The following is a 24,570-nucleotide window of genomic DNA, read 5'->3' as shown; positions in this document are numbered from 1 at the left end:
AATCTTAGTACTCATAATAAGTCTTTTAATGCTATCATCAACATTTATCATCCGACCCGGAAGTGATGGCTCAATGAGCTTACCCGCTCCCTTCCACGTGGATATTTATATCTTTGCCACAAATCCTTTTCGTATGGGTTTATCCCATCCGGTTGGTTTCTTGAGCATTCATTTAAAATTTCCTCTTATTAAGCCGATCCTCTATTACTTCCTTCACCCGAGTGCCATGAAGGGCACTTTTTATTGATCAAAGGTTTGGGCAACCTCTTTTAAGCTGTCTACGATGTCCAGATGCTGTGGACAGTGACTCTCGCACTGGCGGCAAGCGATACAATCCGATGCGCGACCGTTTTGTTCTACATAATTCGCATAATAAAAGGTTGAGTTGGATGCCCTTCCAAACTGTACATAGGAGTTATATAAAGCAAAATATTTTGGAATTGGAATATTTTGAGGACAGCCTTCGACACAATACTGACATCCCGTACAAGGCACGGCAATGCTGGAATTAATGATATCCACCGCTTTGTTTATGATCGTCAACTCTTCCTGATTCAGCGGGTTAAAATCCTGCATATAACTTATGTTATCCATTAACTGCTCATCGTTTGACATACCAGAAAGTACCATCGTGACATTGGGCTGACTTGCTGCAAACCGGATTGCCCAGGAAGCTGCGGACAAATCAGGGGCATAGTCCTTAAACATCTTTTCAGCCTCCGCAGGGACTGCCGCAAGCGTACCCCCTTTGATGGGTTCCATCGCGATCACCGACTTACCATGCTTGACACACACCTCATAACACAAACGGGATTGAATGTTGGCATTATCCCAATCCAGATAATTCAGCTGGAGCTGTACAAATTCCACCTCGGGATGAGCGGTAAGAATTTCTTCTAAAAGCTCTGCATTATCATGGTAGGAAAAACCGATCTTGTGGATTTTGCCCTTTGCCTTCTTCTCCTGAATGAAGGCAAAGCTATCAAGTTTTTGGGCAATGGCATAGTTCGCTGCATTCAAACAATGCAGCATATAATAATCAAAATACTCCACGCCACATTTTTCTAACTGTTCCTTGAAAATGCGCTCCATATCCTCTTTGGTTTTTAACATCATGGTCGGCAACTTGGTTGCGATCGTATAGCTTTCTCTGGGATGACGTTTCACCAAGGCTTCCTTGACCATCACTTCACTGACATAATTATGATACATATAGGCTGTATCAAAATACGTGAATCCTCTCTCTAAAAAGGTATCGACCATCCGGCATACCTGGGACAAATCAACGCTCGTCTGATCCTCCGGATTTGTAAGGGGTAGTCTCATACATCCAAAACCCAATTTCTTCTGAAACATAAATTCTCCTCCCGCTTATCCAATTCTTCACCTATAGTTTATCACTTAGAGTTGTCTCCAAGTCAATACAGTTTTACAAATTCGAACTGTAAATCTCAATACTTTTTAGTGTACAAGATTGCATTCCCCTTCTCTTTTATTCGTTTAAGAACTCTATCCATTTTCCATGCTCTTGATGACCCCTGGTAACATCTCAAACAGTCGAATGGTTCGTTCTCGGCTATAACAATAACAGGATTCTATGTATATCCAAATTATGGTACAATGAAATCTGGTAGCTTAACGACCTTGATGAGGCAAACGAATGACAAACATTGTTCCTTCCCCTGGGGAGCTAGAGACCTTAACTTGACCGTCGTGGCTTTGAATAATCCAGTCCGCGATCGCTAAGCCTAACCCCGTACCCTCTTTCTGGTTAGAACGGGCTTTACCAACACGGTAAAACCGTTCAAAAATCTTAGACAAATGTTCTGGTTCGATACCCTCTCCATGATCGGATACTGAAATTTCTATAAAAGTATCCCAGTCTTTTAGGGAAAGGGTAGCTCCCCCCCAGAGGACGTGTATTTAATCGCATTATCTAAGAGGATAATCACGAGTTGTTTAATCCTGAATTCATCCCCCCAATAAGTGACTTCAGAGTCCATAGTAGATTCCAGGAGAATTCCGTGGGACTCTGCCAGGAGTTTGTAGGATTCGATGACCGCACGGAGTGCTGCATCAAGGGGGAAGTATTTCTTCTCTAACGTTTGTTGTTGGGAGTCCGCCCGAGCTAGAAAAAGGAGATCGTCCACCAATTTAGTCATGCGATTCGTCTCTTGCAAACTATAGTCCAACCATTTGGACTGGCTCGCCACTGTTTCTTCAGGGTTTCCTTGCACTAGTTCCAAGTTGACCTGAACGAGTTCTGCAGTTATAACCTGTCGAGGTGTATAAGTCAAGCGGAAATTCCTTCTCCAATCTGACCAAAGGTTTATCCAAGAAATCGATGTTCTCGAACTGAAAATCGAGCCATCAGTTCCTGGTAATACCAAGGATCTTTAATGGCCCAATAGATCGCCTCTTCTAATGAAGAAAACCTTGAGTATCCCGCGAAACAAAGGCAGCGATAACAAAGAAAATAGGGGCTAATCGTGACAAATTCACATTAGTCCCTATTGCGTTATTTTCTAAGGTTTCAGGGCTCAACCCCTTGTATTTCCGCCGGGAATCACAGGCAGAATCACATTGATTTTTACTCGACTAATAAATTTATTGTTAATGCTAATATGGGTGCGATTTTCAATGTGAAAATTAATGTGATTTTCCGTAATATTGTAATAGAATACTATTTCTAGTTTTTACGTTGGATAATGGGCTGTCTCCTTTGCATCAGCCCCTTCGGGCAAATTAATTCTTGTTCGAATCATTCCGGCAAACTCCCCATCCTCGAAATAGCTACTATAGGTAATAACCATCCCAAAGGCTATTTTGGTAAAGGATTTTAATTCCCCGGTTTTAAACCGTGCTATAAAGTCCGCAATCTTTTGGCGATTTTGTTCCTTGTGACAGTCTAAAGCCCACAAACCCACAACCGGTTTCCCATAGAACTCTTCCTCGAATTTATTGGCCCAGATCACATTGAAATCTGCATCTGTAACCAAAAGTCCCGCAGAAATATCCTTAAAAATCTCACCAAAATTCATTCCTATACACCTCCAACTACCTTGTTATCTTCTGTTATTTGTACCTTAACATTACTATCAATATTAACACATCAGTACCGGCCAAAACGGACTACTTACTAAAATATTATTCCATTCTTCTAAAGACAATACCAAATGTTAATTACTAATGCGACACTCGTTACTAAAGTTGTTCCTAAAATTAAAGGAATAGTTATTAGAGTATAACTAGGACACCTCTGATTATTAGCTCTGTAAAAATACTCATTAACATCAAACCTCCTTTTTGCACGGGAATACTTTTTAAATTTCAAATGATCTAGGCACACAGCCGCTCCAAACAATATCTATAATAGAGTCAACTGCGCCAACCTCATAGAAATGTACTTCATAAAGCGGCTTGACGTGAATTTCAGCCTAACAACTATTTCCATTAAAAACCACAAGGGAAAGTAAACAAAAAAACGAATTAACTCGTATGATTTGCAATAATGATTCATAACGAGGAGGAAGTAAGAACAGGGTGCTTTGCGTTTACGCGAAGCACTCTGTTCTTAAAAAGCCTTGTTTCCTTAATCTTCTTGTATATTAAACCTTTGGTAGCCCTTAAAATGTAAATTGTACATCCTTTATTTATGTTTGGGTGCCACATGGATTGTAGGAGGAAGGAAAATTGAACCATAATCGTCAAGACACGAATTCTAGATATGGAAGAAATCAAGCCCGTTTCACAGCAGTCTTAACCATCGTTGCCCTGATCTGCTCTCTTTGTATACCCAGCATCTTGGTTCTTCCCAAAACGGCCTCAGCTTCAGGTGCCCAGATTACCGCCATTAGCGCTAACGAAGCTTATGCCTTAGCTATGAAAAGCGACGGTACTGTTTGGGGTTGGGGAACAGGTCCTTTAGGAAATAATGACCCCGACTCCAACTCGGCGTTAGTTCCTGTTCAAACCAAAAATTTGACCGAGGTTGTGGCGATTAGTGCTGGCGGTGATGTCGCCCTTGCCCTTAAAAAGGATGGGACTGTCTGGAGCTGGGGATCGAATCAATCGGGTGAACTCGGGGATGGCATGACGAGTAAAAGGAATCTGCCAGCGCAGGTTCCTAGTCTCAGCGGAATTTCTGCTATCGCGACAGGGTATAGTTATTGTTTGGCGCTCAAAAACGACGGGACCGTGTGGGCTTGGGGGTCGAATCAGAACGGAGCCTTAGGCGATGGGACGACCAACGACAGAAAAACTCCGGTTCAAATTTCTGAGCTGAGTGGTGTTGTCAGCCTTGCCGCTAATTACCATTCCAGTTATGCGATCAAAGCCGATGGCACGGTTTGGGCTTGGGGCTTAAATGATCAAGGTCAACTGGGAGACGGCTTACGACAAGACCAACAGTTGCCTATAAATACGGGGCTAACCAATATCAAAACCCTTATTCCTGGGGGATATTCTTTAACGGTGATCAAGCAGGATGGTTCACTCTGGCAATTGGGCCTCAGTGTCAATGGTGCAGTAAATAATGATATTCAAAACACTCTAGTTCAAGTTCCAGGGCTTAGCCACGTTGTGTCAGCCGCCGCCGGACAAAACAATTTTATGGCGGTACTCCAGGATCAGACAGTCTGGACTTGGGGTAATGCGCTGCCGGGGTATGGGTCGATGAATACAGTCACTCCTCAACCTGTCCAAGTGCGGGGTCTCAGTGGAACGTTTAGTGTCGTTGCCTGTTTGGGTTGGTACGATCTCGCTCTCAAAACGGACGGCACAGTCTGGACTTGGGGAAATAACATGAATGGTGAACTAGGCGATGGCACTAAGGTCAATCATTACGTGCCTAGTCAAAATTTCGCGGATAAAACTCCCATGGGACCGACGGTGGGTAATGTATCCTTGGTAAGGACACTCTACAGCGAGCCGTATGCGATCACGCTTCGTTTTACAAAACCGATGCTCCAATCGTCATTTAGCACTCAGGGGAACGTCACCCTTAAAGATGATCAGGGCCAAGAAGTCGCCCTAAATTTAACCCAAGAAGGCTCTGACTTAGGAAGGATGCTGATCGAGACCGTGGCTCCCTTGTCCCTGAGTCAACATTATACGTTGCGCCTTACCAACATTGTGGATCTCGAGGGCTTAACCTTGCAGGACTATTCCTACGATTTTACGGTGTCACTTCCTTTCAAGACGTTTCAAGGGGGCGTTAGCGCCGGGGACTCGCATAGCTTGTCTGCTGGAGAATACGTCATGGCTTGGGGAAGCAATACCTACGGACAATTAGGGGACGGAACCAATATTCAGAGATCGACCCCGGTCCGTGTTCAGGGGTTGAAAACCCAGGTCTCTTCGGTGGCTGCAGGAGGGACTCACAGTCTGGCGTTATTACAGGACAAAAGTGTAGAAACCTGGGGTAATAATGACCACGGTCAACTTGGGGATGGGTCGTCTACGAACCGCAATACGGCGGTTACCGTGAATGGGCTCAGCGACATCGTCGGTGTGGCAGCAGGAACGAGGCATAGTTTAGCTGTCCAAAGCGATGGTACCGTGTGGGCCTGGGGAGATAACAACTCCGGACAATTAGGGGATGGCTCTCAGCAGGATCGCTCTACCCCAGTACAAGTTAAAGGTTTAAGACAGGTGACCAAAATAGCTGCTGGAGGAGACACCAGCCTGGCAATCACAGCCGACGGCAAGGTTTGGGCCTGGGGTAATAATCAGGACGGTCAACTGGGTGATGGCACCACCAAGAACGAGTCAACACCAGTTCTCGTTCAAGGTCTATCTGATATTACCTCTATTTCTGCCGGATGGACTCACTGTTTAGCGCTCAAGAGTGACGGAGGGGTATGGGCCTGGGGCGACAATACTCAAAGTATCTTGGGTACAGGAAGTGCTGACGAAAACTGTACTGCACCTGCTTTAGTCCAGGGATTATCCGGTATTACGTCTATTTCCGCTGGAAACCAGTTCAGTATGGCCGCGACGAATCAAGGCGTTACAGTGGCCTGGGGACGCAATGATTTTAATCAATTGGGTGATGGCAGCACTGCAAAATTTGAGTCGACGCCTAAACCGATCGAAAACATTCCCCTCATACCTTCAGTGGACCAAAGTATATCTGCCGGTGGATATCATGCGCTCTGTGCCGCATTCAGCACCATGTCCTGGGGCTATAATGACTCTGGACAATTAGGACTGGGCCTCACCGAACACGTTTCCATGCCAGAGGCTATATCAACCCTGCCAACTCCGGAGTACTTCCGTAAAGCCGGTCAGGCTGCGCCGGATACCGCTGTGGAGATTGCCCAGACTGGCTGGGCGTATGGCACAGAAGCAGCAATTTTAGTCAATGAGAAATCCTATGCCGATGCACTGCCGGGAACGGTATTAGCCTCAGCGGTGAAGGCCCCGATTCTTCTGACAGACTCCAACCAATTAACAGCAGCAACGGCCAAGGAACTTCAACGCTTAAATCCTAAGACGGTCTTCATCCTGGGAGGCAAGGCGGTTGTCTCAACGCAAATCGAACAGACGTTAAAAGCAGAGTATCAAAATGTAATCAGGATTGGCGGATATGATCAATATGAAACAGCGGCAAAAATTGCCCACTATCTTAAAGAACAAAATCTAGCTGCTCCCGGCAAAGCCGTGATAGCCTATGGCGGAAATTTCCCAGACGCTTTAGCGGTGTCCTCGTTAGCGGCTTATCAGCAGATTCCCATTCTCTTGACTAAAACGTACAGTCTGCCCAGTTACACTCAGGACGCTATCCAAGAGTTGCAAGTGTCGGAGGCGACGGTTGTTGGTGGAACGGCCGTTATTAGTGCGGAGGTTGCCAACCAACTACCCGGTATGAAGCGTTTCTCAGGTATGGACAAATATGATTCGGCTATTGCCATTGCCGAGGGCATGAACGCCGATCTGAACACCGTGTTTGTGGCCACAGGAGAGAACTTTCCTGATGCTTTAGCAGGTTCCGTGTTGGCGGCCCGAACCAATAGTCCGATTGTCCTGGTGAGCAAAGAGCTACCGACGGTCGCTCAAAACTTCTTGAAATCAAAGATCGGGCAAATTAGAGAAACGATGGTCTTAGGGGGAACGGGTGTCGTGTCGGATAAAACGATGGAGTCGATAGCCGATACTTTTGATCCAAACCATCCAGCGATGCATATACCTAATGCTTCGCCTGCGTCGGCTGCGCTTAATCCTCTAACGCCCCCTGCTAACAGTCCAATAGTGACCGAACCGCAAATTTTAGGGGCGTCCAATCCCGACCCCAGTCTAAAAGGGCCCTATGAAAATGGGGGTTCCTTGGATAAACTCTGGGACGACTGCGTATATCCTAAGAAAGATTTAACCCTGAAATGGTCTGGACTTTCAACTCCGAATTATCTTGTCAGAGTGAGTGATTCCAAACGCGGGGTGGTCTTTTGGGCTTATGTTGGCGACGTCAACACTTACACTTTGCCAGGGTCAATTTTTACTGAAGGAAACGATTGTCGCATTTCGGTGGCAGGAACGACTGGAACCGATCGTTTGGCGCCTGGCTACAAAGAGTGGTATATCCAAGCAGGTTTTTACCCTTCGTCCGGAGTTCTGATTATGATTCATACGTTAAAGCCGCCGACCATTACTTCACCTGCCAACGAAGCAACGGTGCCCAAGCAAGATCTGACCATAACCTGGGATAGCTCTGATTGGAAAGACCGCTACAAAATGTTGCTTGTATCCTATCGTTACCTGCTTAAAGATTTAACCATCAATCAGACCGGTGATGGCTTCTCAGATTCTGAGATAGGCAGGAGTAGTTTAACCATTCCCAGTTCAAAACTGGCTACAGGTCACACGTATCGGCTTGGAATTGAAGCAACGATCGGTGGCTATAACTTTATTCCGGATGACCGCCAAATTTCTGAGATGACGTTCACTGTGCGTTAATCACAGCTAAAGCTCATATGGAGAAAATCAATCCAGTGATGCGCAGGGCCTTCGCCAGTTGTGATCAGCTTTCTTCAGTCGATCCTTTAAAGGGTTCATCAACTTTTACCCATTTAATCTGTTTATTTTCCCAAAATACTTGTATTAATAAACCCACCGGCCACTTACAATCGTAAGGACCGGTGGGTTTATGATTGGTTGCACAGGAGCAAGTGGTGCACCAGAAAGCCTTCTGAACTTGTTTTAAACGCTATTGTTTATTTGCTCTTTCTGCCATTACTTTGGTAAGCACTTTACCTCCAACACCCCAGTTATCCATCTCGTTTTCTTTGAGTAATACCGTAAACGCTTCTTTCGGGATACCAAGAGTTTCACTCGCTACTGTAGTTAAACCACTAATTAGTTTTTCTTTTGTCTCTTTGTCCATTTTCCCAGCTTCAAGTTTGATAAACGGCATTGTTAACCCTCCTCATTGGTCCGACCATTCGTCCCATATAATATCCCGAAATTTTAATTACTAGTCTCTGAAAGAGTTCTTCATGAGATGTTTGAATCCAACTTTAGACGAAAAATAGAACTAATTACAAGCGATGCTAGTTAATCCGTGACGTAATTGATAACCACGTTTCTTTGGTCAAAAAGCTCTCATCCACTTGTTCTTCCAATTCTAAAAAACGTTTATAAGGGATACTGAAGGAAAGGATGTCTTTGTCAAGAAATTACGTGCCGAGGGGTCAGTTAACCCTACAACGCACTTTGAATTATCTACATCTACTTGTTCTAGAGCATAAAGTACGGATTGATGACAGCCAGCACCAAACTCTATTTTAACATTGTCTTGGGTTGACTTATCATAATTGGCGAACTGCACTAGTGCGGATATTTGATCTGCATTGACTAAAAAGATGATAATTTCCGGCGTTTCATCCTCAGCCAATTCTGTTAAGGGTTTAAAAACAATATAAGTTTTTGTAGCAACATCAGGTAACCCATCAGCAAATTTTGCTGCTAGCTCAGGACTTTTCTTATAAAATTCTCCTTCTTTACCACCTACACCACCAGTCGACAAAAAATATTCAATAAAGCCTAATTGAAATCGCGCAGCCCCATTTCCCTTCCTTAAACTGTAAGGCCCCTTCAGGTTTGACTTCAGTACGAAATACAGCAACGGGTTGGGTTTTAAGTTTTATGGAATTCGCAGTCTTACTTTCCATGCTAACACTCCTCATTACTTATTTCCAATTATTAACCAGTCCCCAAAGGTTATTAAACGACATCAAAAAGACTCATCTGATCACTTTCCGGAATTCCTTTAAAACAGCCAAATTTCCGAAGTGAATCAATGGTGGCATTCCCGATCTTAGCCCGTTTCTTGACATCGTCTACGGAGTTGAAGGGCTTTTCTTTGGCTGCGTTATAGAGACCCTCGGCTGCAACGGTTCCCATGCCGGATATGCTGTTGATGGGCGGTCTTAAGCCTTCCTCCTCGAGCAGGAATTTTGAGGCATGGGATTTGTATAAATCAATGGGCAGGAATTTAAAGCCCCTTTCATACATCTCCAACACCAATTCCAAATCATCGTACATATCCTTATCCTTAGGAGTAGCTTGATTGCCCAGCGCCTCAATTTCCTTCATCTTGGCCTTAACTTTTTCTTTGCCGAAAATCATAAATTCAGCGTCAAAAGCCTTGGCTCGAATGGTGAAGTAAGCGGCGTAATAAGCCTGGGGTATGTGCACCTTAAACCAGGCTATTCGGAAGGCCATCATAACATAGGCTGCAGCGTGGGCTTTAGGGAACATGTATTTTATTTTTCGGCAGGAATCGATATACCATTCCGGTACCTTATGCTCCCTCATCAACGCTTCATATTCGGCCCATTTTTCAGGGTTCGATAAGGCCTTTCCTTTACGAACCAGCTCCATGATCTTAAACGCCGTATTGGGCGGCAGACCCTTACTAATCAAATACGTCATAATATCATCCCGGGTACACACCGCTTCACTTAATGTCACGGTTCCCGAATCAATCAAGTCCTTGGCATTTCCCAGCCACACATCCGTACCATGGGAAAGCCCCGATATACAGATTAAATCCGCGAAGGCTTTAGGCCTTGTATCTAAAAGCATTCCTCTGACGAACTTCGTACCAAACTCAGGAATTCCAAAGGTTCCGACCTTGGAATTGATCTGCTCTGGGGTTACCTGTAAGGCTTCCGTGGAGCAGAATATGGACATCGTCTCCTGATCATCCATGGGTATCGCTTGAGGGTCTACGCCGGTGATATCCTGAAGCATTCGTATGACGGTCGGGTCATCATGACCCAGTATATCCAGCTTTAAGAGGTTGGAATCAATAGAGTGATAATCAAAATGAGTAGTTATGATCTCCGAATTGGAGTCATCGGCAGGATGCTGGACGGGGCAAAATTCGAAGATCTCTCGTCCCTTCGGCACGACGATGATTCCTCCCGGGTGCTGCCCTGAGGTTCTTTTGATACCGGTACAGCCTTTGGAGACTCTTAGAGTTTCTGCCTTATTTACTATGCGGTTTTTTTCCTCATAATACTTTTTCACGTAGCCGAAGGCAGTTTTTTCGGCGATCGTACCGATGGTTCCGGCCTTAAAGGTTGTACCCTTGCCAAAGATAACTTCTGTATATTTATGGGCCTTGGCCTGATATTCTCCTGAGAAGTTCAGGTCAATATCGGGCTCTTTGTCACCATTGAAACCTAAAAAGGTCTCAAAGGGGATATCGATGCCATCTTTCGCCAGCTTTGCTCCGCAAACCGGACAATCCTTATCAGGCAAGTCAAAGCCGATTTTAATACCATAATCGGAGAAGTCCGAATACTGGCAACTGGGACACCGGTAATGGGCCTGCAGAGCATTGACTTCCGTGATACCCGTCAAATAGGCAACCACCGAAGAACCGACTGATCCTCGAGAGCCGACCAGATAGCCATCCTCATTCGATTTCCAGACTAGCTTTTGCGCGATGATGTACATGACAGAGAAGCCGTTTTTAATGATGGAATCCAGTTCTTTATCGAGCCTTTGCTGAAGGATGTCCGGCAAAGAGTCTCCATAGAGGGCATGGGCCTTCTCATAGGTAATATCCTTAATCGTCTGCTCGCAGCCTTCAATATGAGGCGCGCACTTCTCCGCTGAAATAGGACTGATCGGTTGGCACAGATCGGCGATGCGATTGGTGTTGGTGACGACCACCTCATAAGCCTTTGCCGCTCCTAAATAGGAAAATTCCTCAAGCATCTCTTCGGTGGTTTTTAAATATAAGGGGGCCTGATGATCGGCATCCTTAAAGCCTTGACCCGCTTCGAGTATTCGCCTGTAGATCTCATCTTCTGGATCCATAAAGTGAACATCACCCGTCGCGACGACGGGCTTGTTTAATTTTTCACCCAGAGCCACAATTTTGCGGTTTATTGTCATTAAATAGTCTTTGTCGGGCACCTGCTCGGTTCTGACTAAATAATCATTGTTCCCGAGAGGCTGGATTTCTAAATAGTCGTAGGCCTCAGCAATGGCTTCAATTTCCTGATTAGATTTTCCAAGCAAAATGGCCTGGTAAAGCTCGCCTTCACTACAGGCACTGCCGAGGATTAATCCTTCCGAGTATTTTTTAAAAAGGCTCTTTAAGATCCGTGGTTTTTTGTAGAAGTAATCCAAGTGAGAATAGGAAACCAGCTTATATAAATTCTTTAATCCGACATAGTCCTTGGCTAAGATGATGGCATGATAGGTTTTAAGCTTCTTATACTCAGCTTTCTTCGCCTCCTCATCAGAGCCATAGTAATCGATGTCCTCAAGGGTTTCTGCTCCCCGTTGCTTTAGTTTTTCAAGCATCACCTTAAAAACTTTCACCGTGGTATCCACATCATCTAAGGCCCTGTGTGCTACCTCTACTTTAAAGCCCAGGTTCTTCGCGATTCTTCCCAATTTATACGTTTTGTATTCCGGAAAGAGCTCCTTTGCCAAGGACAAAGTATCCAAATAGGTGTAATCAAAGTCATAGCGTAGGACTTTGGCATTGTGCTTTAAGAAACCGATATCAAATTCAGCATTATGGGCTACCAAAACGCTTCCCTCGATAAATTCCAGCAGTTTAGGAAAGACCTGATCAATGGTTTCGGCATCCTTGACCATATCATCGGTGATGTTGGTAACCTCTATGACCCTTGCTGGGATCGGCTTTTGGGGATTAACAAAGCAGCTGAACTCATCGATGACCTTTCCATCCTTGAGTTTCATTACTCCTATTTCCGTGATTTTTTCGGTGACAGGTGAGAAGCCTGTTGTTTCCAAGTCCAAGACACAATAGGTTGTATCCATACTCTGACCCTTGGTGTTGGTTACGGAAGGCTTTTTATCCGGTGCCAAATAGGCCTCGACTCCATAGATAACCTTCATGTCCGGATTATCTCGTCCTAAGAGCTTGTGGGCCTCGGGAAACGACTGAACCACGCCATGATCTGTAATGGCAATGGATTTCATACCCCAGCTCATGGCTCGTTTAATCAGATCAGTAGCACTAGTCATGGCATCCATCTGGCTCATTTGGGTATGCAGGTGCAGCTCGACCCGTTTCTCCTCTGCCCTATCCAGCCGCTGAACCTTTTTCACGCCTGCTGTTTCCACGATGGTATTGGCAATAAGCTCAATTTCTCCAGAAAACTGGCTAACGCCTGCATTTCCCGCAAGCTTGACACCCTTAGCTTTTTTAAGCCTGGATACTATCTCACCATCTTCACCAGCCTTGATGAACGCCTTACAGGTCATGGAACTTGAGCCGTCGTATAAATCAAAGGAAATTAAGGTTTTACCGCTTCTTAATTCCCTGGCTTCGATATTGGATAGTTCGCCCTGTATAGCAATCTTACCCTCATCCGGTGTTATGTCCGTAATTTTTATGATCTTGTCCTTGATCGTCGCATTTCTGCCTAAGATCAAGGAAGGATCGCCTTTTTTTCTGTCGGTTTCTCCGTTGTTCTCAGGCTTTATTGGCTTAGCCTCCCTAGGCAATTCAGAGGCTGGTGTTGGTGCCACTTCCCTTTGAAGAAGCATATTTTCCATTTCTTGTGTATCTTCTTGCTGTCTTTCTAAGTCTTCACTGCTTACATTATCGACAAAATCGATCTGATAGGTTGCGTCGTAGAAGTTTCTAATAGCCTCTTGGATTTTTTTATCGAAACCCCTCGCTTTCAATAAGTAGGAAACTGCCGTTTTGAAGGTAAATTTGACCGAATGATTTTGAACTATTTCATAGTCACACGTTCTGAGAGCTCCCCTTAAGATCGGATGTTTTTCCGTCAACGATGACAACATCGTTTGGAGTTCCTCTTCTAAGGGTTTTCTATGGGTTCCCTCGGTGTAAACGACCGTGATGATTGAATTGTTTAAGGATAATCGTTCTCTGATAAACTGATTCAGGGATTCGATGTCCCTTGTTTCAATATATTGATCAGAGCTGATTTTCATCTCGAGGGTTTTCGTACTTTTAGTTAAGACCACTGCTTGTATAATAGCAGTATGGAGGCTCCCCGCTGCTTCATGATCACTAAAAACTTCACTTATTCGTTTCATGTACTTGTCAGTCTCTCCTAAAAATTTTTCCGTTTAAAGAAAACTTGGCTGGCGATAGTAAAAAATAGACACGACTTGGCATTAAATCGTGTCTATCTAATCTTACCATCAATGACTGTCCTCTGGAAAGGTAAATTTGTCCAGGCAACTCAATAGAACCCTACCACTCGTCCACTGATTAATGTATTGAGAATTCAACCCAATCGGTAATCGGATAAACCTCTAGCTCTCAGTTTTTCTACAATATCATTGACGGTAACCACATTTGCAAAATCGTCATCAGTCATGGTTATCTCGAATTCATCCTCTAGGTCCGCAATAATCATCGACATATCTATCGAATCCACAAATAAGTCTTCCCGCAAACGGCTCTCCAGGGTTATTTTTCTCTTCTTATTTTGTAAAATATGATTTAAAGTGAAAAGTACTCTGTCTTCCATTTTCAGTACACACCTTCCTCAACGCTTATGTAACATCGTGTTGGCTGATCTGAATCACACATAATCGCGCAAATATTACAATTGATGCATACGGCCTTTGTTTTACTAGATAAATATACCTTCTTTCCTATAGCATTGGCAATGACAAAACTGTTGAATCATTGCACTGCCTCGTGATTCATGCAGCCTTGATGCGCTCACTGGTCTTTTCTTCGCATTGGATGGCTCTCCTTTCATAATTTTGTAAAACCCGGCTTACATTTTTTAACTGGTATTGCTTGGTCATAAATTAGAAAACCTAAATTGTCAATATAATTTTGTAAGGAGGTTTTATGAATGTTTGGTATAAAAATGAGAACTAAAAAGCCTAATAGTTTATTCAGCCCTCCTTCGTTATTCATCCTTGCCGTTGCTACAGGAGCTGCAATTTGGATCAGCAAAACAAAGGAATGCGAAGAAGATTGTTAAGAGTCAAGCCGTCCGAAAAGGACGGTTTCTTAATTATCTTAGACAAAGGAGATACATATTCATTTTCCCCTGACACTTCTGAAGAAGAGGGTTTGCGTATATGTTAGTTCGATATTCTTTGTCCACTTTAGGGGTATTCTTATCGGTAGAATTTAACTATGGCAAAGCGCTGTCTTATGTCTGTAAGGGTGACTTTATAGTCCTTTAAGATAGCTATTCCGAACGTTGCCTTCTGCTTAATCTGTTAAGATTACTCCTAATCGCCATGCGTTACGCGCAATGAAAAAGAGCTGTCAAACAACTCTTCGAATACTTAATAATATCACGCCCTATATTACTTTTTCGAAATCGGTATCCATATATTACTTCTAAATGTTGGTGAGGTTACATCTTTATTCTCATTCCAGAGAATTTCTGGACCTTGTATTAGTTCATAGTTTGAGGATGGAAACCATTCGGAATAAATGCGTCCCCATACATTTTGCAGCGTCTCGGGAAATGGTCCGATTGCTTCAAATACTGCCCATGTTGATGAAGGGACACTAAGCTGTGTTAAATTATCTGGACACTCCTTCGTTGTTGCTACACCAATATAGTGATCAAGCTCCCCTTTTTCCTGCATCCTATCTTCAGAAAAGTTTGTAGATGCACTAAGCAACCCATTAGGCTCGACATTAGAAAGTTCTTTAAGCTTATTGATCATTTCAGCATCTAAACTTTTCCACATAGAGGCAATCTCCATATTAACCCCGTTGAAAATTATCGGAACTCTTTTCTTAATGCCAACAATATTAAATGCCTCTTTTTCTTCAATTCGATAGTTCATTTCAATTCCTCCTTTAATGGATAACTGGAAGGTCATTGGTGGGTAGGCTTTAAGTGAATGGCCATTATTTCTAGCTTCGGACGGTGTTACACCATGCAAATTTTGAAAAGCCCTTGCAAAAGAATCTGATGAGTTGTACCCGTATTTCATTGCAATGTCAATGACTTTTACGTTACTATCTTTAAGCTCGAATGCTGCAAGAGTAAGGCGTCTGCGGCGGATGTACTCAGAGAGCGTCACACCTGCTAGGAAAGAAAACATTCTTGTGAAATGATATTCCGAGCAAAAAGCCAGCCGCGCAACCTCTTTAAAATCAATATCATTGGTAAGATTTTCTTCAATATACCTTAACGTTTCATTCATGCTTTTAAGCAAATCCATTTAGCTGACACCTCCTATATCGATATAATAGCAGGTGTTGAATGCATTCATACGACATTTCGTGCACAATTATGTAGGTCCTATTCTTTCTTATTTACCCTCTAAATCTTGTTTTCGGCTTCGGTATTCAGCGGAATCTATCTCGCCACGCGCATAACGTTCACGCAGGATGTCTAAACCACTGTTGTGTCTGCCAAACTCTCCTGTTTGAACTCTCGAATTGTTGCGTCGAAAGACATAGATAGCAAGTAGAATAATCCCTACCCCGAAGATAATTGGCATCATTAACCCCATCATTCCCATCCAACCATAACCGCCTCCATATCCGCCGTATCCATAACCGTTTCCCCATCCGCCCATCATGTTACCCCAACCACTCATCATATGAATTCCTCCTTCAAATTAATTCAGACATACTCCTTGCCCATGATCCCAATTCAAATATACTAATAGTTCTATTGTCCCTTTTTGAGGGATATTGACTGTTTTTGCCCTGAGAGTTCTTGTTTGCGTTCTAAATATTCTTCTCGATCAATCTCACCACGTGCATAGCGTTCATCCAAAATATTAAGTGAAGTATGCGCATGAGCTTGATTGTTCCTACAACACGACTGTCCCAAATTTGATGAATTAATCATATAATAAACGACAATGACAATTAGTATAAAACCTAGCATCATTTTAGATTCCCCCTTTTTAGATGTTTCTCCGAGTTATTTTACCGTTACCGAACCCAAAATGTTTTACCTGTGTTCCCAATCCCACTTCAATTCATCATAGTACCTCTCGAACTGGGAGCGTTCCCTCCGCCAGTCATCATGTTCCCTCCGAATTGACTCATAAATTGGTTCATTTTATCAAGATTATCTTGGCCAATTTGAGACTTTACAACTGGATCTGAATTCATTGCGCTTGATGTTGTTGGGGTGAAAAACTACTTTGCATAAACGCTTGCATTTGGCCAAACCAACTATTTCCTTGTTGCTGGGTCGTTCCTGCTAAAGCTGGTAAAGCCATAAGCCCAATTGCTAACGTTGCGGTTCCTACGATCGCCGTGATTTTTTTTATAGAATTTCCCCATTATATATTCCTCCCCTTAATTCTTCATTTTATAGCTTGCTTCTTTGCTAGCTGATCTTCCATGTCCTTAGTGTAACGCTAGGATACGATCTTCTCATGAAAAACTTGTGAATTTCCTATGAAGAGGGATAAAGAGAATGCAAACAAACGTAATCGAACAAGTGACAACAAAAATAGAAAAATGGCTTACTCTTAAATCTAAGAGTAGCCATTTTTCTCATCGGATGATCTACGCTGTACCTTCTGCGTTCTAGGTAGTAACCTCCATTAATTACTCGGGGAGAAAAGTTGAACAGTCAGTCATGTCAGTACTTTTTGCATTTGGGGATTGAACCTCTATTTTATCAGCATGGCGATGATCCCCTGAGCTATAATAATGGCATGTGTTTACGACACATTTGATCCCCCTGTTAGGTTGAGGCAAAAGGGGTAAGGGGTATTGCGTAATAACAATTATTTAACATCAATGGATTGAATAATCGGTCCCTGCCAATTCTGAAGCCAGACTTGTCCCGTATATCCATTTACATCAAGCTCTGCATAATTCTTGCCGTCTTTTTGAACCATAAATTCATAGTACCCTGGTGCTAGTTCAGGTTTTCCGATCGAGTATCCTTGGCCCATCTTGGTTACAAACTCTTGGGCGTTATTCGTAGCCTGTTCTTCGCTTACTGTAACGTCTCCATTGTTTCCCCAATTCATATATCCATATTTGGTGTTCCACATAATATTCGGCCCCATGTTAGTAATAATCTGTCCTCCATTCTTATAAACCATAATTTCATAGGCTTTAGCCCCTGTCTTTTCCTCTTTAAACTCTACCCCATAAACATTTGAAAATTCATGAAGCTGGGAAACAACAAGGTCCTGATTAACTTTTTGTGTATAAGCTTTTGCAATTGCCACCGCTTGATCAGATGAGGCAACTTCACCGTTGGTGAGATCAACTCCTAAGCTTTTAGCGTTATAGCCTCCGCTCATCATGCCATAACCACCGCCATATCCGTTAACACCCTGGCCTCCCATCATGCCGTAGCCGCCGCCATATCCATTAACACCCTGGCCTCCCATCATACCGTAGCCGCCGCCATATCCGTTAACACCCTGGCCTCCCATCATACCGTAGCCGCCGCCATATCCATTAACACCCTGGCCTCCCATCATACCGTAACCGCCGCCATATCCATTAACACCCTGGCCTCCCATCATACCGTAGTCGCCGCCATATCCATTAACACCCTGGCCTCCCATCATACCGTAGCCGCCACTATATCCGTTTGCTTCCGGAGTAGTAACAGAATCCGGGCTATTATTCGTGGAAGAAAGTGTTAGTGTTACAGGTTTGGGAGTCGTTTCTTGAATCTGAGTTGTTGCTACAGCCGGTACAAAACCAAGGGTCTGTCCTACGGACTTTGCTGCAACCGAGCCCGAATTTAGTGCAAAGGCCGTAGCCGAAAGCGCCATTACGCTTACAATTGAGAGTCCTACAATCCATTTTGTCTTATTCATTGTTTTACCTCCTTAAGGTTTTCCCAAAGTTCACTTTCAAAAGCAACCCTTGTCTTTATGTCTCAAAGTATATTGGATCAATTCGATTATCCTGTGAATGAGTTGTGAATTTCTCATGAAGAAGAAGGAGAGCTAGATTGAGTTTATTACTTCTCTTTATGCTACTAAAAGCAGACAATCGAATAATACCCACCCCCGTTAAGAGAAGGTAAATGCTATTATGACTACCTCAAAAAAGTATATCGGTATCCCTTATTTATGGGGTGGGACATCTCAAGCGACTGGTTTTGACTGTTCAGGTTATGTACGTATGTCTTACTAAAAACGGAAATGTCGACCACGACGGCATCTACATCGGAAACGGTCAGTTCATCAATTCGTCCAGTTCTAAAGGTGTTACCATTTATAATCTTGGTCCCTATTGAGGTCTGTATATGTTGGTGCTAAAAGAGTATTGTAATTGTTTCAAGTAAGACGTTGACTCAGCGAGATGTTTAAAAGGCTCAGACCTTAAATAATGGAAGGGACCCTGAAATGTCAGGGCCCCTTCTTGATGATTTATGTATTTCTCCCATATTTATGATTTTTAATTTTACTTTCTCGTAGGAAACTGGGGTGTTACATCAAACATATCTGATACATCTTTTAAATGCTCTGTTATCCTCAAATGCTGAGGACAGGCTTTTTCACATTCCTTACAGCCGATGCAATCACCCGCCTTACCATGATTATTGGCCGTAAGGTTTATATAATAGACAAACTGACTTGAGAAATTGGTCGTCATTGCTCGTTTGGCACTGTTATACAAAGCGAAGTAATCCGGTATCGCAATCTGTTTCGGACAGCCCTTTTCGCAATATCGGCAGGTTGTACAGGCAATTGCCGTATTTTCATTGATAATTTCAACGACCTGATGGATAATCCTGTACTCTTCTTCGTTCAGCGGTTCGAAGTCCGCCATATAGGAAGTATTATCAAGCACCTGCTCCATTGTGTTCATTCCGCTGAGCACCGTGAAGACACCTTCCTGACTGGCAGCATACGTATTGCCCAGGATGGAACAGAAGCCTCGGGATTGTATTCTTTCATTAGCTTTTCTGCTTTTTCTGGTACTAAAGCAAGAGTGCCTCCTTTACAGGGTTCCATGACGATAATCGGTTTCTGATGCTTTCTGGCTACCTCATAGCACCTTCTTGATTGAATGCTTGGGTTTTCCCAGTCGATATAATTGATCTGTAGCTGAACAAAATCCAATTCAGGGTGGGCCGTTAAAATCTCGTCCAGTAATTCCGGTGTATCATGGAAGGACATACCCAGCTTCTTGATCTTACCTTCTTTCTTTTTTTTGATTCCAAAACTAAAACTGTCAAGTTCACACGCCTTCTTATAGGAAATAACGCCAATATTATGGAGCAGATAATAATCGAAATACTCGACACCGCATTTTTCCAGCTGTTCATTAAATACTTTTTCTTGATCCTCCACAGTTTTTATGTCTCTCATCGGAAGCTTTGTGGCAAGAGAAAATCATCTCGTTTATGCCTTTTTACAAGAGCTTCTCTCATGACGTCTTCACTCATGTAGCTATGATAGACATAAGCCGTATCAAAGTAAGTAAATTTTTTCTCCAAAAAGGTATACCAGTTTGTTTAGCGTTTCTGTATCAAAAGAAGTCTGGTCATTTTTGTCCAGGAGTGGTAACCTCATACATCCAAAACCTAATTTTTTTATCCCTATTTTCTCCCTTCTTTCAAATGCTTTTATAATTGTTCAGATTTGTTGTTCAACATTAATTCTAAAAACTCTACCGACAATAATTTGCAAGAAATCAACCTTGTGTCATAGTCTATCATCTGGAGTTAACACCGGGTCAAGCATTTTGGGAAGCGGATGTGGACAGGATGAATACTCCGGGTTAAAACGAACCATCATTCTGGATTTTAAGAGCCATGGCTCCGGAATTTCGGAGATTATTCTCAAAAGTGGATAGTGCGAAGTACTTTGAAAGTGATTTGATAAGAGTAACCAGATATGCAAGCCGACATTTGTACTTATTTTAGACAATTTTAGAGGTTTTTACGTGTAATTTTTAAATTGAAAATCAATGAGATTCCTCGTAGGGGTAATCGTTGAAGAAAACGGTTATGATTACCTAAATGGTAAACCATGGAAGGTGAATAAATGCGAAAGAAATGGTTGGTCCTAATATTGCTTGTAATTGGTTAAGGGGTTACAAGTGCCTTTATCTTACATAGCTACAAGAATTTCAAGGTCCAACAGGGTTTCGTACCCTTATCGTTGTCCTTTGATCCCTATACATCTATTTCCACTTATGACTGGAATGGTAACATTAACGCTATTAAACCTGCATTTGTTGTAGACAACGGCGATCTCGTCTACGGAGGAGAACCTAATAAGTATAGGCTTTTTTACGAAACTGTTTCCAAATTTCAAGTTCCACTCTATACAACTTTGGGTAATCACGACATTCGAGAAAACGGTCTACCAATTTACACAGAGCTTTTTGGACCCGCCTACAATGGGTAAAAACCTTGATAATAATATTGCCTTTCGCCCATGCTTATCATAGAACGAATAAGCCCTTTCTATATACTCCTTCTTAATAATCCGATGAATGAAGGGAAATTTAGTGCTTTCTAAAATCCTATGACCTATCATTTTCCCGATGAAATAGTTTAGGGTGTTTCCGCCAACTGCTGCAATGATCAAGAAAACGACGACCGTCTTAAAATCAACAGTCCCTGTCACACCTAAAGCTCCAATTACAAAGAGCAATGAATCTCCAGGCAGGAACGGTGTTACAACAAGTCCTGTTTCACAAAAAATAATCAGAAACAGTATTAAATACGCCCAGGTACCATAATTTTGCATTATCCAAAGCAAATGTTTATCAATGTTTACTACAAAGTCCATTACTTGAGGAATAATCTCCATACACCCTCCTAGTCTTTGTGACTGGTAAATTTTAATTAAACATATTCTTAATAAAGCTATCGGCAAACTGTTTCAAATAACCCCTGATCACATTATTCGGTGAATCTCCAAATATAAAATTAATTATGCTCATGAATCCGCCATATATCTGAGCATGGTAATTGAAAGCCAGTATTATTAGGCAGGCAAGTAGAACTACAAACGCAATGACAAGAAATAAGCATCCTCTGCGTACTACCTTCAAGGCTTTTTTCTCTAGCCCACTCCCTCTTATAATTTCTTCATAATCCACCGTTTCACTACACCTCTTTATTTATTAGCTTCAAACGTCTCGTGAAAATCTTGTTCAACGTCAAAAATACTTGTATACCGTTGATCGACACCCATTAGCCTTTTTAAAAGTAACAGTTCCTTTGGCTGCAACAGCAATTCGTCATACCAAGGGCGCTTCTTGAAGCCTGTGAGTTCAAAAGAAGAGTAATACAGGTGCAGAAGGAAGTCTCCCAAAAATGCGAAATCCATATCTGCCCTGTATTTCTCGTTATTAATCCAACGAGCAAGCCCAAAATCAACAAGGTTAACCTTTTGACCATCATACAATGTATTTGGCACCCTTATGTCTCTATGGACTATGCTCTTTGAATGCAAGTACTTTAAAATTTCGACAAGTTGGCGTCCTACTTTATAGATCTCTGCTCTTTCAAACACGTGTTTGTCAAGATAAATTATGTCCTCGAACGTTTTACCTGCCTTAAATTCAAGTACATAGCCGTAGAAGTCCTCACATTCAATCTTTTTAATAAACCGAGGAACGCTCTCATGATGTAAGCTCCTTAGAATTTCCTCCTCAAACCGAGCCTTTACTCCGGCTTTCTTGAGCATTCCCCTTTTTAGTTGCTTGAGAATATACGATTTCTGATCCTGAGAAACCTGATAGCAGATACCAAATCGGCCTTCTCCTATCGTTTTCTCGATTGTATAGTTAGCTATTTGCTCAGACGGCTTATATAATTTGTCCCGTCTAAATAGGTTTAAGACCATGAACTCTTACGACGATGATGACTCGATGAATACCTGTCGTGGCGATTTGAACCAGACTGTGAATGCCTTCTCGAACCTGTCAAGGCCTCAAATATTTTACCTAGTATTCCTCCCGAGCCATGCGGCCTTTTATAATGCCCGCCGCCATGATTCGGATCCGGGTAATGTCCTCTATTTTTTGATCTTGAAAATGAGCTCAAAGTCAACCCTCCTAATAATCATTATTTAGTGTCTTTACGTTGTAAATCATGATGCCCTTCTCCATGCTGGTATCAGCACTTCTAACTACCTCAATTGGATATGTGCTGACCACAATATCACACCTCGGTATTTTCATTGAAATCGTTTCCCTGATTTCGTGAACCAAGGTATGAACCGTTCTTTGGCTTTGATTTGGGTCAATACCGACATTTATAGTGATATACCGAACTGCCCCTGAGGGTCTAATCCTGATTTCATTAATCTGAAGAACACCTGGCATTTTGCCAATTTCCATTTCAATCATTTCCTTCATACCATTGGGTGCCGTATCCAACAAAACATCAATGGTCTCCCTACCAAGCTTGATGCTCACCTTAATAACAAGCAGCGCGACGCCCAAAGCCGCTATGGGATCTGCGTACTTCAAAACAGGTATGTTGAAGTAATCACCCATCCATACAAAGACTAAACCCCCAACAACAACCGATGAGCTCCAAATACCACTACTGAAATGCAGTGCATCTGCTTCCAAGGCCTGGCTTCCATGTTCCTTAGCAGCTTGCTTTAAAACTCTCACTCTTGAAGCATCAACAATGATTGAAATAATCATCGTTAATACGCCCCATTGAATCCTAACCAATTCCACACCTTTGCCGAAAAAAGCTTTTGCACTGTCTCTTGAATGATCCTGCCACAGGTTAGAAAAAGTAAAACTGTTTCGATCAACGCAGAAAGGCTTTCGATCTTACCATGTCCGTAGTGATGCTCATCATCTGCTGGTTTGTCGGATAACCTTACAGCGAAAAAGGTTATAACTGTGGCACCTAAGTCTAACGCTGAATGCAGCGCCTCGGATAAAATACCAAGGCTCCTGTGAAGATGCCTACTATAATTTTCATCGATGTGAGGAAAATTGCTGCAAAAACGGAACTCAACGCAGCCTTCTGTTTGTCAATAGCCATGATTTCCCCCACTCCTACTAATATTTAAGTACAACAAAAAACACCCTAAGATTTTTCTTTAGTTACGCAATGAAATGTCTAACTTTAGACACCCATTACTGGTAACAAATCAGAGTGATTCCTATCGTGCTTGTATTTACTCCCATAGAAGTAGAAACAGAGGAAAAGGAATGCATGATGAATAGACTCTTTAGAAAAGCGCCCAAGTCGCATATTGAACAAAGTCAACAGAATAGTTGCTAAAACACCCCTATTCGATAATATTTGTGTCATCCTGAATAGTTTGCTAACAAATGACTTTAATTTCTCATGTAATTTTCTCAGATTTGCGATTGGTTTGTTATTATTTATAATAAAATTAAACGAAGTTTCATAAATATGTTGCTCTGAGTTCTCAACTAAGCTATGAGGCATATACACAGACATCAACGAGAATAGTAAGAGAAATACTATACAAAACAATTTATTTTTATGTATGATGCTAAAACCCAGCGAATTCACGAATGCCACCCCCAATTTAACGAAAATACCTGTGGGATTATAATTATATTAGAATTATAGTCCCACAGGTATTTTATCCTGCTGCCAGCTCTTGCGCTAGCCCAGCCCCACACACTTTATCGAAGTGTATCGCGTACTCCATTAGTATATCTATTTAAATATTCTATTTTTTACATTATATGTTAGCCAAATTAATTTGTCAACAAAGCTTAACTACCATGCCGCTGGGCTAAGACTTCCATTCCGAGGGGCGATCTACCGCGCGCGGGCAAGGTCGGATATAGAAAACTTGGCTGGCGACCGAAGACACTGTCTTCGCACGGGTTAGCTTAGCGAAGAAGCTTGCGCAGGCGGCTGCCTAGTTACGCCTATGCTCCAGACGAAGACACTGTCTTCGTACGTATTAGCCTTCTTGCAGTATACAACGAAAGTTATACTTTCTGCTTAGTGCAATAAATGCAGCCTAGCTGGTAGCGGCCCGAGGAAGCGAGGAACGAACCCGGCGGGTAACCCAGGATAAGCAATCAAAGCGAGCGGGTACCGCAACGATTTAAGTGGAGCGGTTCCCACTCGCGGCCGCGGGCCTCGTCTCCTTGGCCGGATAACCGCGGGCCTAGCTTTGTTAGCGGGTTAAGCAAATCCGGTGAGA

At 42.7% G+C, this 24,570-nt stretch carries 20 protein-coding genes, 4 pseudogenes and 1 riboswitch; of the genes and pseudogenes, 4 read left to right on the top strand and 20 right to left on the bottom strand.

The genetic code is table 11. The features are described 5' to 3' along the window. Window positions 1-240: 240 nt before the first annotated feature. From E4K68_RS01320 to larC, 5 genes and pseudogenes are all read right to left on the bottom strand, one after another. Entirely contained in the window at window positions 241-1,356 is a 1,116-nt protein-coding gene (locus tag E4K68_RS01320; RefSeq protein WP_135376940.1) for an aldo/keto reductase, read from the bottom strand. A 279-nt stretch (window positions 1,357-1,635) separates the two neighbouring features. Then, window positions 1,636-1,863, bottom strand: a complete 228-nt coding sequence (locus E4K68_RS20910) for an ATP-binding protein (protein ID WP_348982829.1) — start codon at window positions 1,861-1,863, stop codon at window positions 1,636-1,638. Window positions 1,864-1,886: 23 nt separating this feature from the next. Then, window positions 1,887-2,297, bottom strand: coding sequence for a HAMP domain-containing sensor histidine kinase (locus E4K68_RS01310; protein ID WP_135376938.1), 411 nt, complete (start codon window positions 2,295-2,297; stop codon window positions 1,887-1,889). A gap of 399 nt (window positions 2,298-2,696) precedes the next feature. Then, window positions 2,697-3,041, bottom strand: coding sequence for a hypothetical protein (locus tag E4K68_RS01305; protein WP_135376937.1), 345 nt, complete (start codon window positions 3,039-3,041; stop codon window positions 2,697-2,699). A 287-nt stretch (window positions 3,042-3,328) separates the two neighbouring features. Continuing rightward, window positions 3,329-3,437: pseudogene (gene larC / locus E4K68_RS01300) on the bottom strand (nickel insertion protein); the annotation flags it as partial. A 256-nt stretch (window positions 3,438-3,693) separates the two neighbouring features. On the opposite strand from larC, the gene E4K68_RS01295 reads away from it, so the two are divergent. Continuing rightward, window positions 3,694-7,953, top strand: coding sequence for a cell wall-binding repeat-containing protein (locus E4K68_RS01295; RefSeq protein ID WP_135376936.1), 4,260 nt, complete (start codon window positions 3,694-3,696; stop codon window positions 7,951-7,953). 250 nt (window positions 7,954-8,203) lie between these two features. Here E4K68_RS01295 and dmpI read toward each other — a convergent pair whose 3' ends face one another. From dmpI to E4K68_RS01275, 4 genes and pseudogenes are all read right to left on the bottom strand, one after another. Continuing rightward, window positions 8,204-8,410, bottom strand: coding sequence for a 4-oxalocrotonate tautomerase DmpI (dmpI, locus tag E4K68_RS01290; protein WP_135376935.1), 207 nt, complete (start codon window positions 8,408-8,410; stop codon window positions 8,204-8,206). Between the two features lie 136 nt (window positions 8,411-8,546). Beyond that, a pseudogene (locus tag E4K68_RS01285) lies at window positions 8,547-9,167 on the bottom strand (DUF169 domain-containing protein). A gap of 52 nt (window positions 9,168-9,219) precedes the next feature. Continuing rightward, a complete protein-coding gene (gene polC / locus E4K68_RS01280; protein ID WP_135376934.1) occupies window positions 9,220-13,557 on the bottom strand; it encodes a DNA polymerase III subunit alpha in 4,338 nt (1,445 codons plus the stop codon). 194 nt (window positions 13,558-13,751) lie between these two features. Beyond that, the gene (locus tag E4K68_RS01275; protein WP_135376933.1) at window positions 13,752-13,997 is read right to left on the bottom strand and encodes an acyl carrier protein; all 246 of its coding nucleotides are present in this window, start codon (window positions 13,995-13,997) and stop codon (window positions 13,752-13,754) included. A gap of 336 nt (window positions 13,998-14,333) precedes the next feature. Here E4K68_RS01275 and E4K68_RS21315 point away from each other — a divergent pair, with 336 nt between their 5' ends. Then, on the top strand, window positions 14,334-14,465 hold the full coding sequence (locus E4K68_RS21315; RefSeq protein WP_282432947.1) for a hypothetical protein: 132 nt from the start codon (window positions 14,334-14,336) through the stop codon (window positions 14,463-14,465). 334 nt (window positions 14,466-14,799) lie between these two features. On the opposite strand, the gene E4K68_RS01270 is transcribed toward E4K68_RS21315, so the two are convergent. The 5 genes from E4K68_RS01270 to E4K68_RS01245 all read right to left on the bottom strand — a co-directional run bounded on the left by E4K68_RS01270 (window position 14,800) and on the right by E4K68_RS01245 (window position 18,261). Beyond that, a complete protein-coding gene (locus tag E4K68_RS01270; protein WP_135376932.1) occupies window positions 14,800-15,672 on the bottom strand; it encodes an AraC family transcriptional regulator in 873 nt (290 codons plus the stop codon). Window positions 15,673-15,762: 90 nt separating this feature from the next. Further along, window positions 15,763-16,056, bottom strand: coding sequence for an SHOCT domain-containing protein (locus E4K68_RS01265; RefSeq protein ID WP_135376931.1), 294 nt, complete (start codon window positions 16,054-16,056; stop codon window positions 15,763-15,765). A gap of 71 nt (window positions 16,057-16,127) precedes the next feature. Continuing rightward, window positions 16,128-16,352: an SHOCT domain-containing protein gene (locus tag E4K68_RS01260; protein WP_135376930.1), complete on the bottom strand. Its 225-nt coding sequence runs from the start codon at window positions 16,350-16,352 to the stop codon at window positions 16,128-16,130. Between the two features lie 671 nt (window positions 16,353-17,023). Next, complete coding sequence (locus tag E4K68_RS01250) at window positions 17,024-17,176, bottom strand: DUF1540 domain-containing protein (RefSeq protein WP_135376929.1); 153 nt, start codon at window positions 17,174-17,176, stop codon at window positions 17,024-17,026. A gap of 29 nt (window positions 17,177-17,205) precedes the next feature. Then, complete coding sequence (locus E4K68_RS01245) at window positions 17,206-18,261, bottom strand: peptidase (RefSeq protein WP_135376928.1); 1,056 nt, start codon at window positions 18,259-18,261, stop codon at window positions 17,206-17,208. Between the two features lie 211 nt (window positions 18,262-18,472). Here E4K68_RS01245 and E4K68_RS01240 point away from each other — a divergent pair. Further along, window positions 18,473-18,721: pseudogene (locus E4K68_RS01240) on the top strand (NlpC/P60 family protein); the annotation flags it as partial. Window positions 18,722-18,853: 132 nt separating this feature from the next. On the opposite strand, the pseudogene E4K68_RS01235 reads toward E4K68_RS01240, so the two are convergent. Further along, window positions 18,854-19,998, bottom strand: a pseudogene (locus E4K68_RS01235) (aldo/keto reductase). 561 nt (window positions 19,999-20,559) lie between these two features. On the opposite strand from E4K68_RS01235, the gene E4K68_RS01230 reads away from it, so the two are divergent. After that, on the top strand, window positions 20,560-20,808 hold the full coding sequence (locus E4K68_RS01230; RefSeq protein WP_243450205.1) for a metallophosphoesterase: 249 nt from the start codon (window positions 20,560-20,562) through the stop codon (window positions 20,806-20,808). Here the strand turns inward: E4K68_RS01230 and E4K68_RS01225 are convergent. The 5 genes from E4K68_RS01225 to E4K68_RS21310 form a co-directional block, all read right to left on the bottom strand. Beyond that, window positions 20,764-21,216 carry a VTT domain-containing protein gene (locus E4K68_RS01225; protein ID WP_135376927.1) on the bottom strand — a complete coding sequence of 151 codons (453 nt, stop codon included), beginning with the start codon at window positions 21,214-21,216 and terminating at the stop codon, window positions 20,764-20,766. The two genes, E4K68_RS01230 and E4K68_RS01225, sit on opposite strands and share 45 nt — an antisense overlap. A 31-nt stretch (window positions 21,217-21,247) precedes the next feature. After that, window positions 21,248-21,508 (bottom strand): hypothetical protein, encoded by a 261-nt coding sequence (locus E4K68_RS01220; RefSeq protein ID WP_135376926.1) that lies wholly within the window; start codon window positions 21,506-21,508, stop codon window positions 21,248-21,250. A 17-nt stretch (window positions 21,509-21,525) separates the two neighbouring features. Continuing rightward, on the bottom strand, window positions 21,526-22,257 hold the full coding sequence (locus E4K68_RS01215; protein WP_135376925.1) for a protein kinase family protein: 732 nt from the start codon (window positions 22,255-22,257) through the stop codon (window positions 21,526-21,528). A gap of 211 nt (window positions 22,258-22,468) precedes the next feature. Further along, window positions 22,469-23,104, bottom strand: coding sequence for a cation diffusion facilitator family transporter (locus tag E4K68_RS01210; RefSeq protein WP_158291343.1), 636 nt, complete (start codon window positions 23,102-23,104; stop codon window positions 22,469-22,471). A gap of 184 nt (window positions 23,105-23,288) precedes the next feature. Continuing rightward, the gene (locus E4K68_RS21310; RefSeq protein ID WP_282432946.1) at window positions 23,289-23,420 is read right to left on the bottom strand and encodes a hypothetical protein; all 132 of its coding nucleotides are present in this window, start codon (window positions 23,418-23,420) and stop codon (window positions 23,289-23,291) included. A 556-nt stretch (window positions 23,421-23,976) separates the two neighbouring features. Continuing rightward, a riboswitch (NiCo riboswitch) is annotated at window positions 23,977-24,072 on the bottom strand. Window positions 24,073-24,570 lie beyond the last annotated feature (498 nt).

Source organism: Desulfosporosinus sp. Sb-LF, assembly GCF_004766055.1.
GTDB lineage: Bacteria > Bacillota > Desulfitobacteriia > Desulfitobacteriales > Desulfitobacteriaceae > Desulfosporosinus.
The sequence above is the reverse complement of the archived record's forward strand: the minus strand, read 5'-3'. Positions and strand labels throughout refer to the sequence as shown.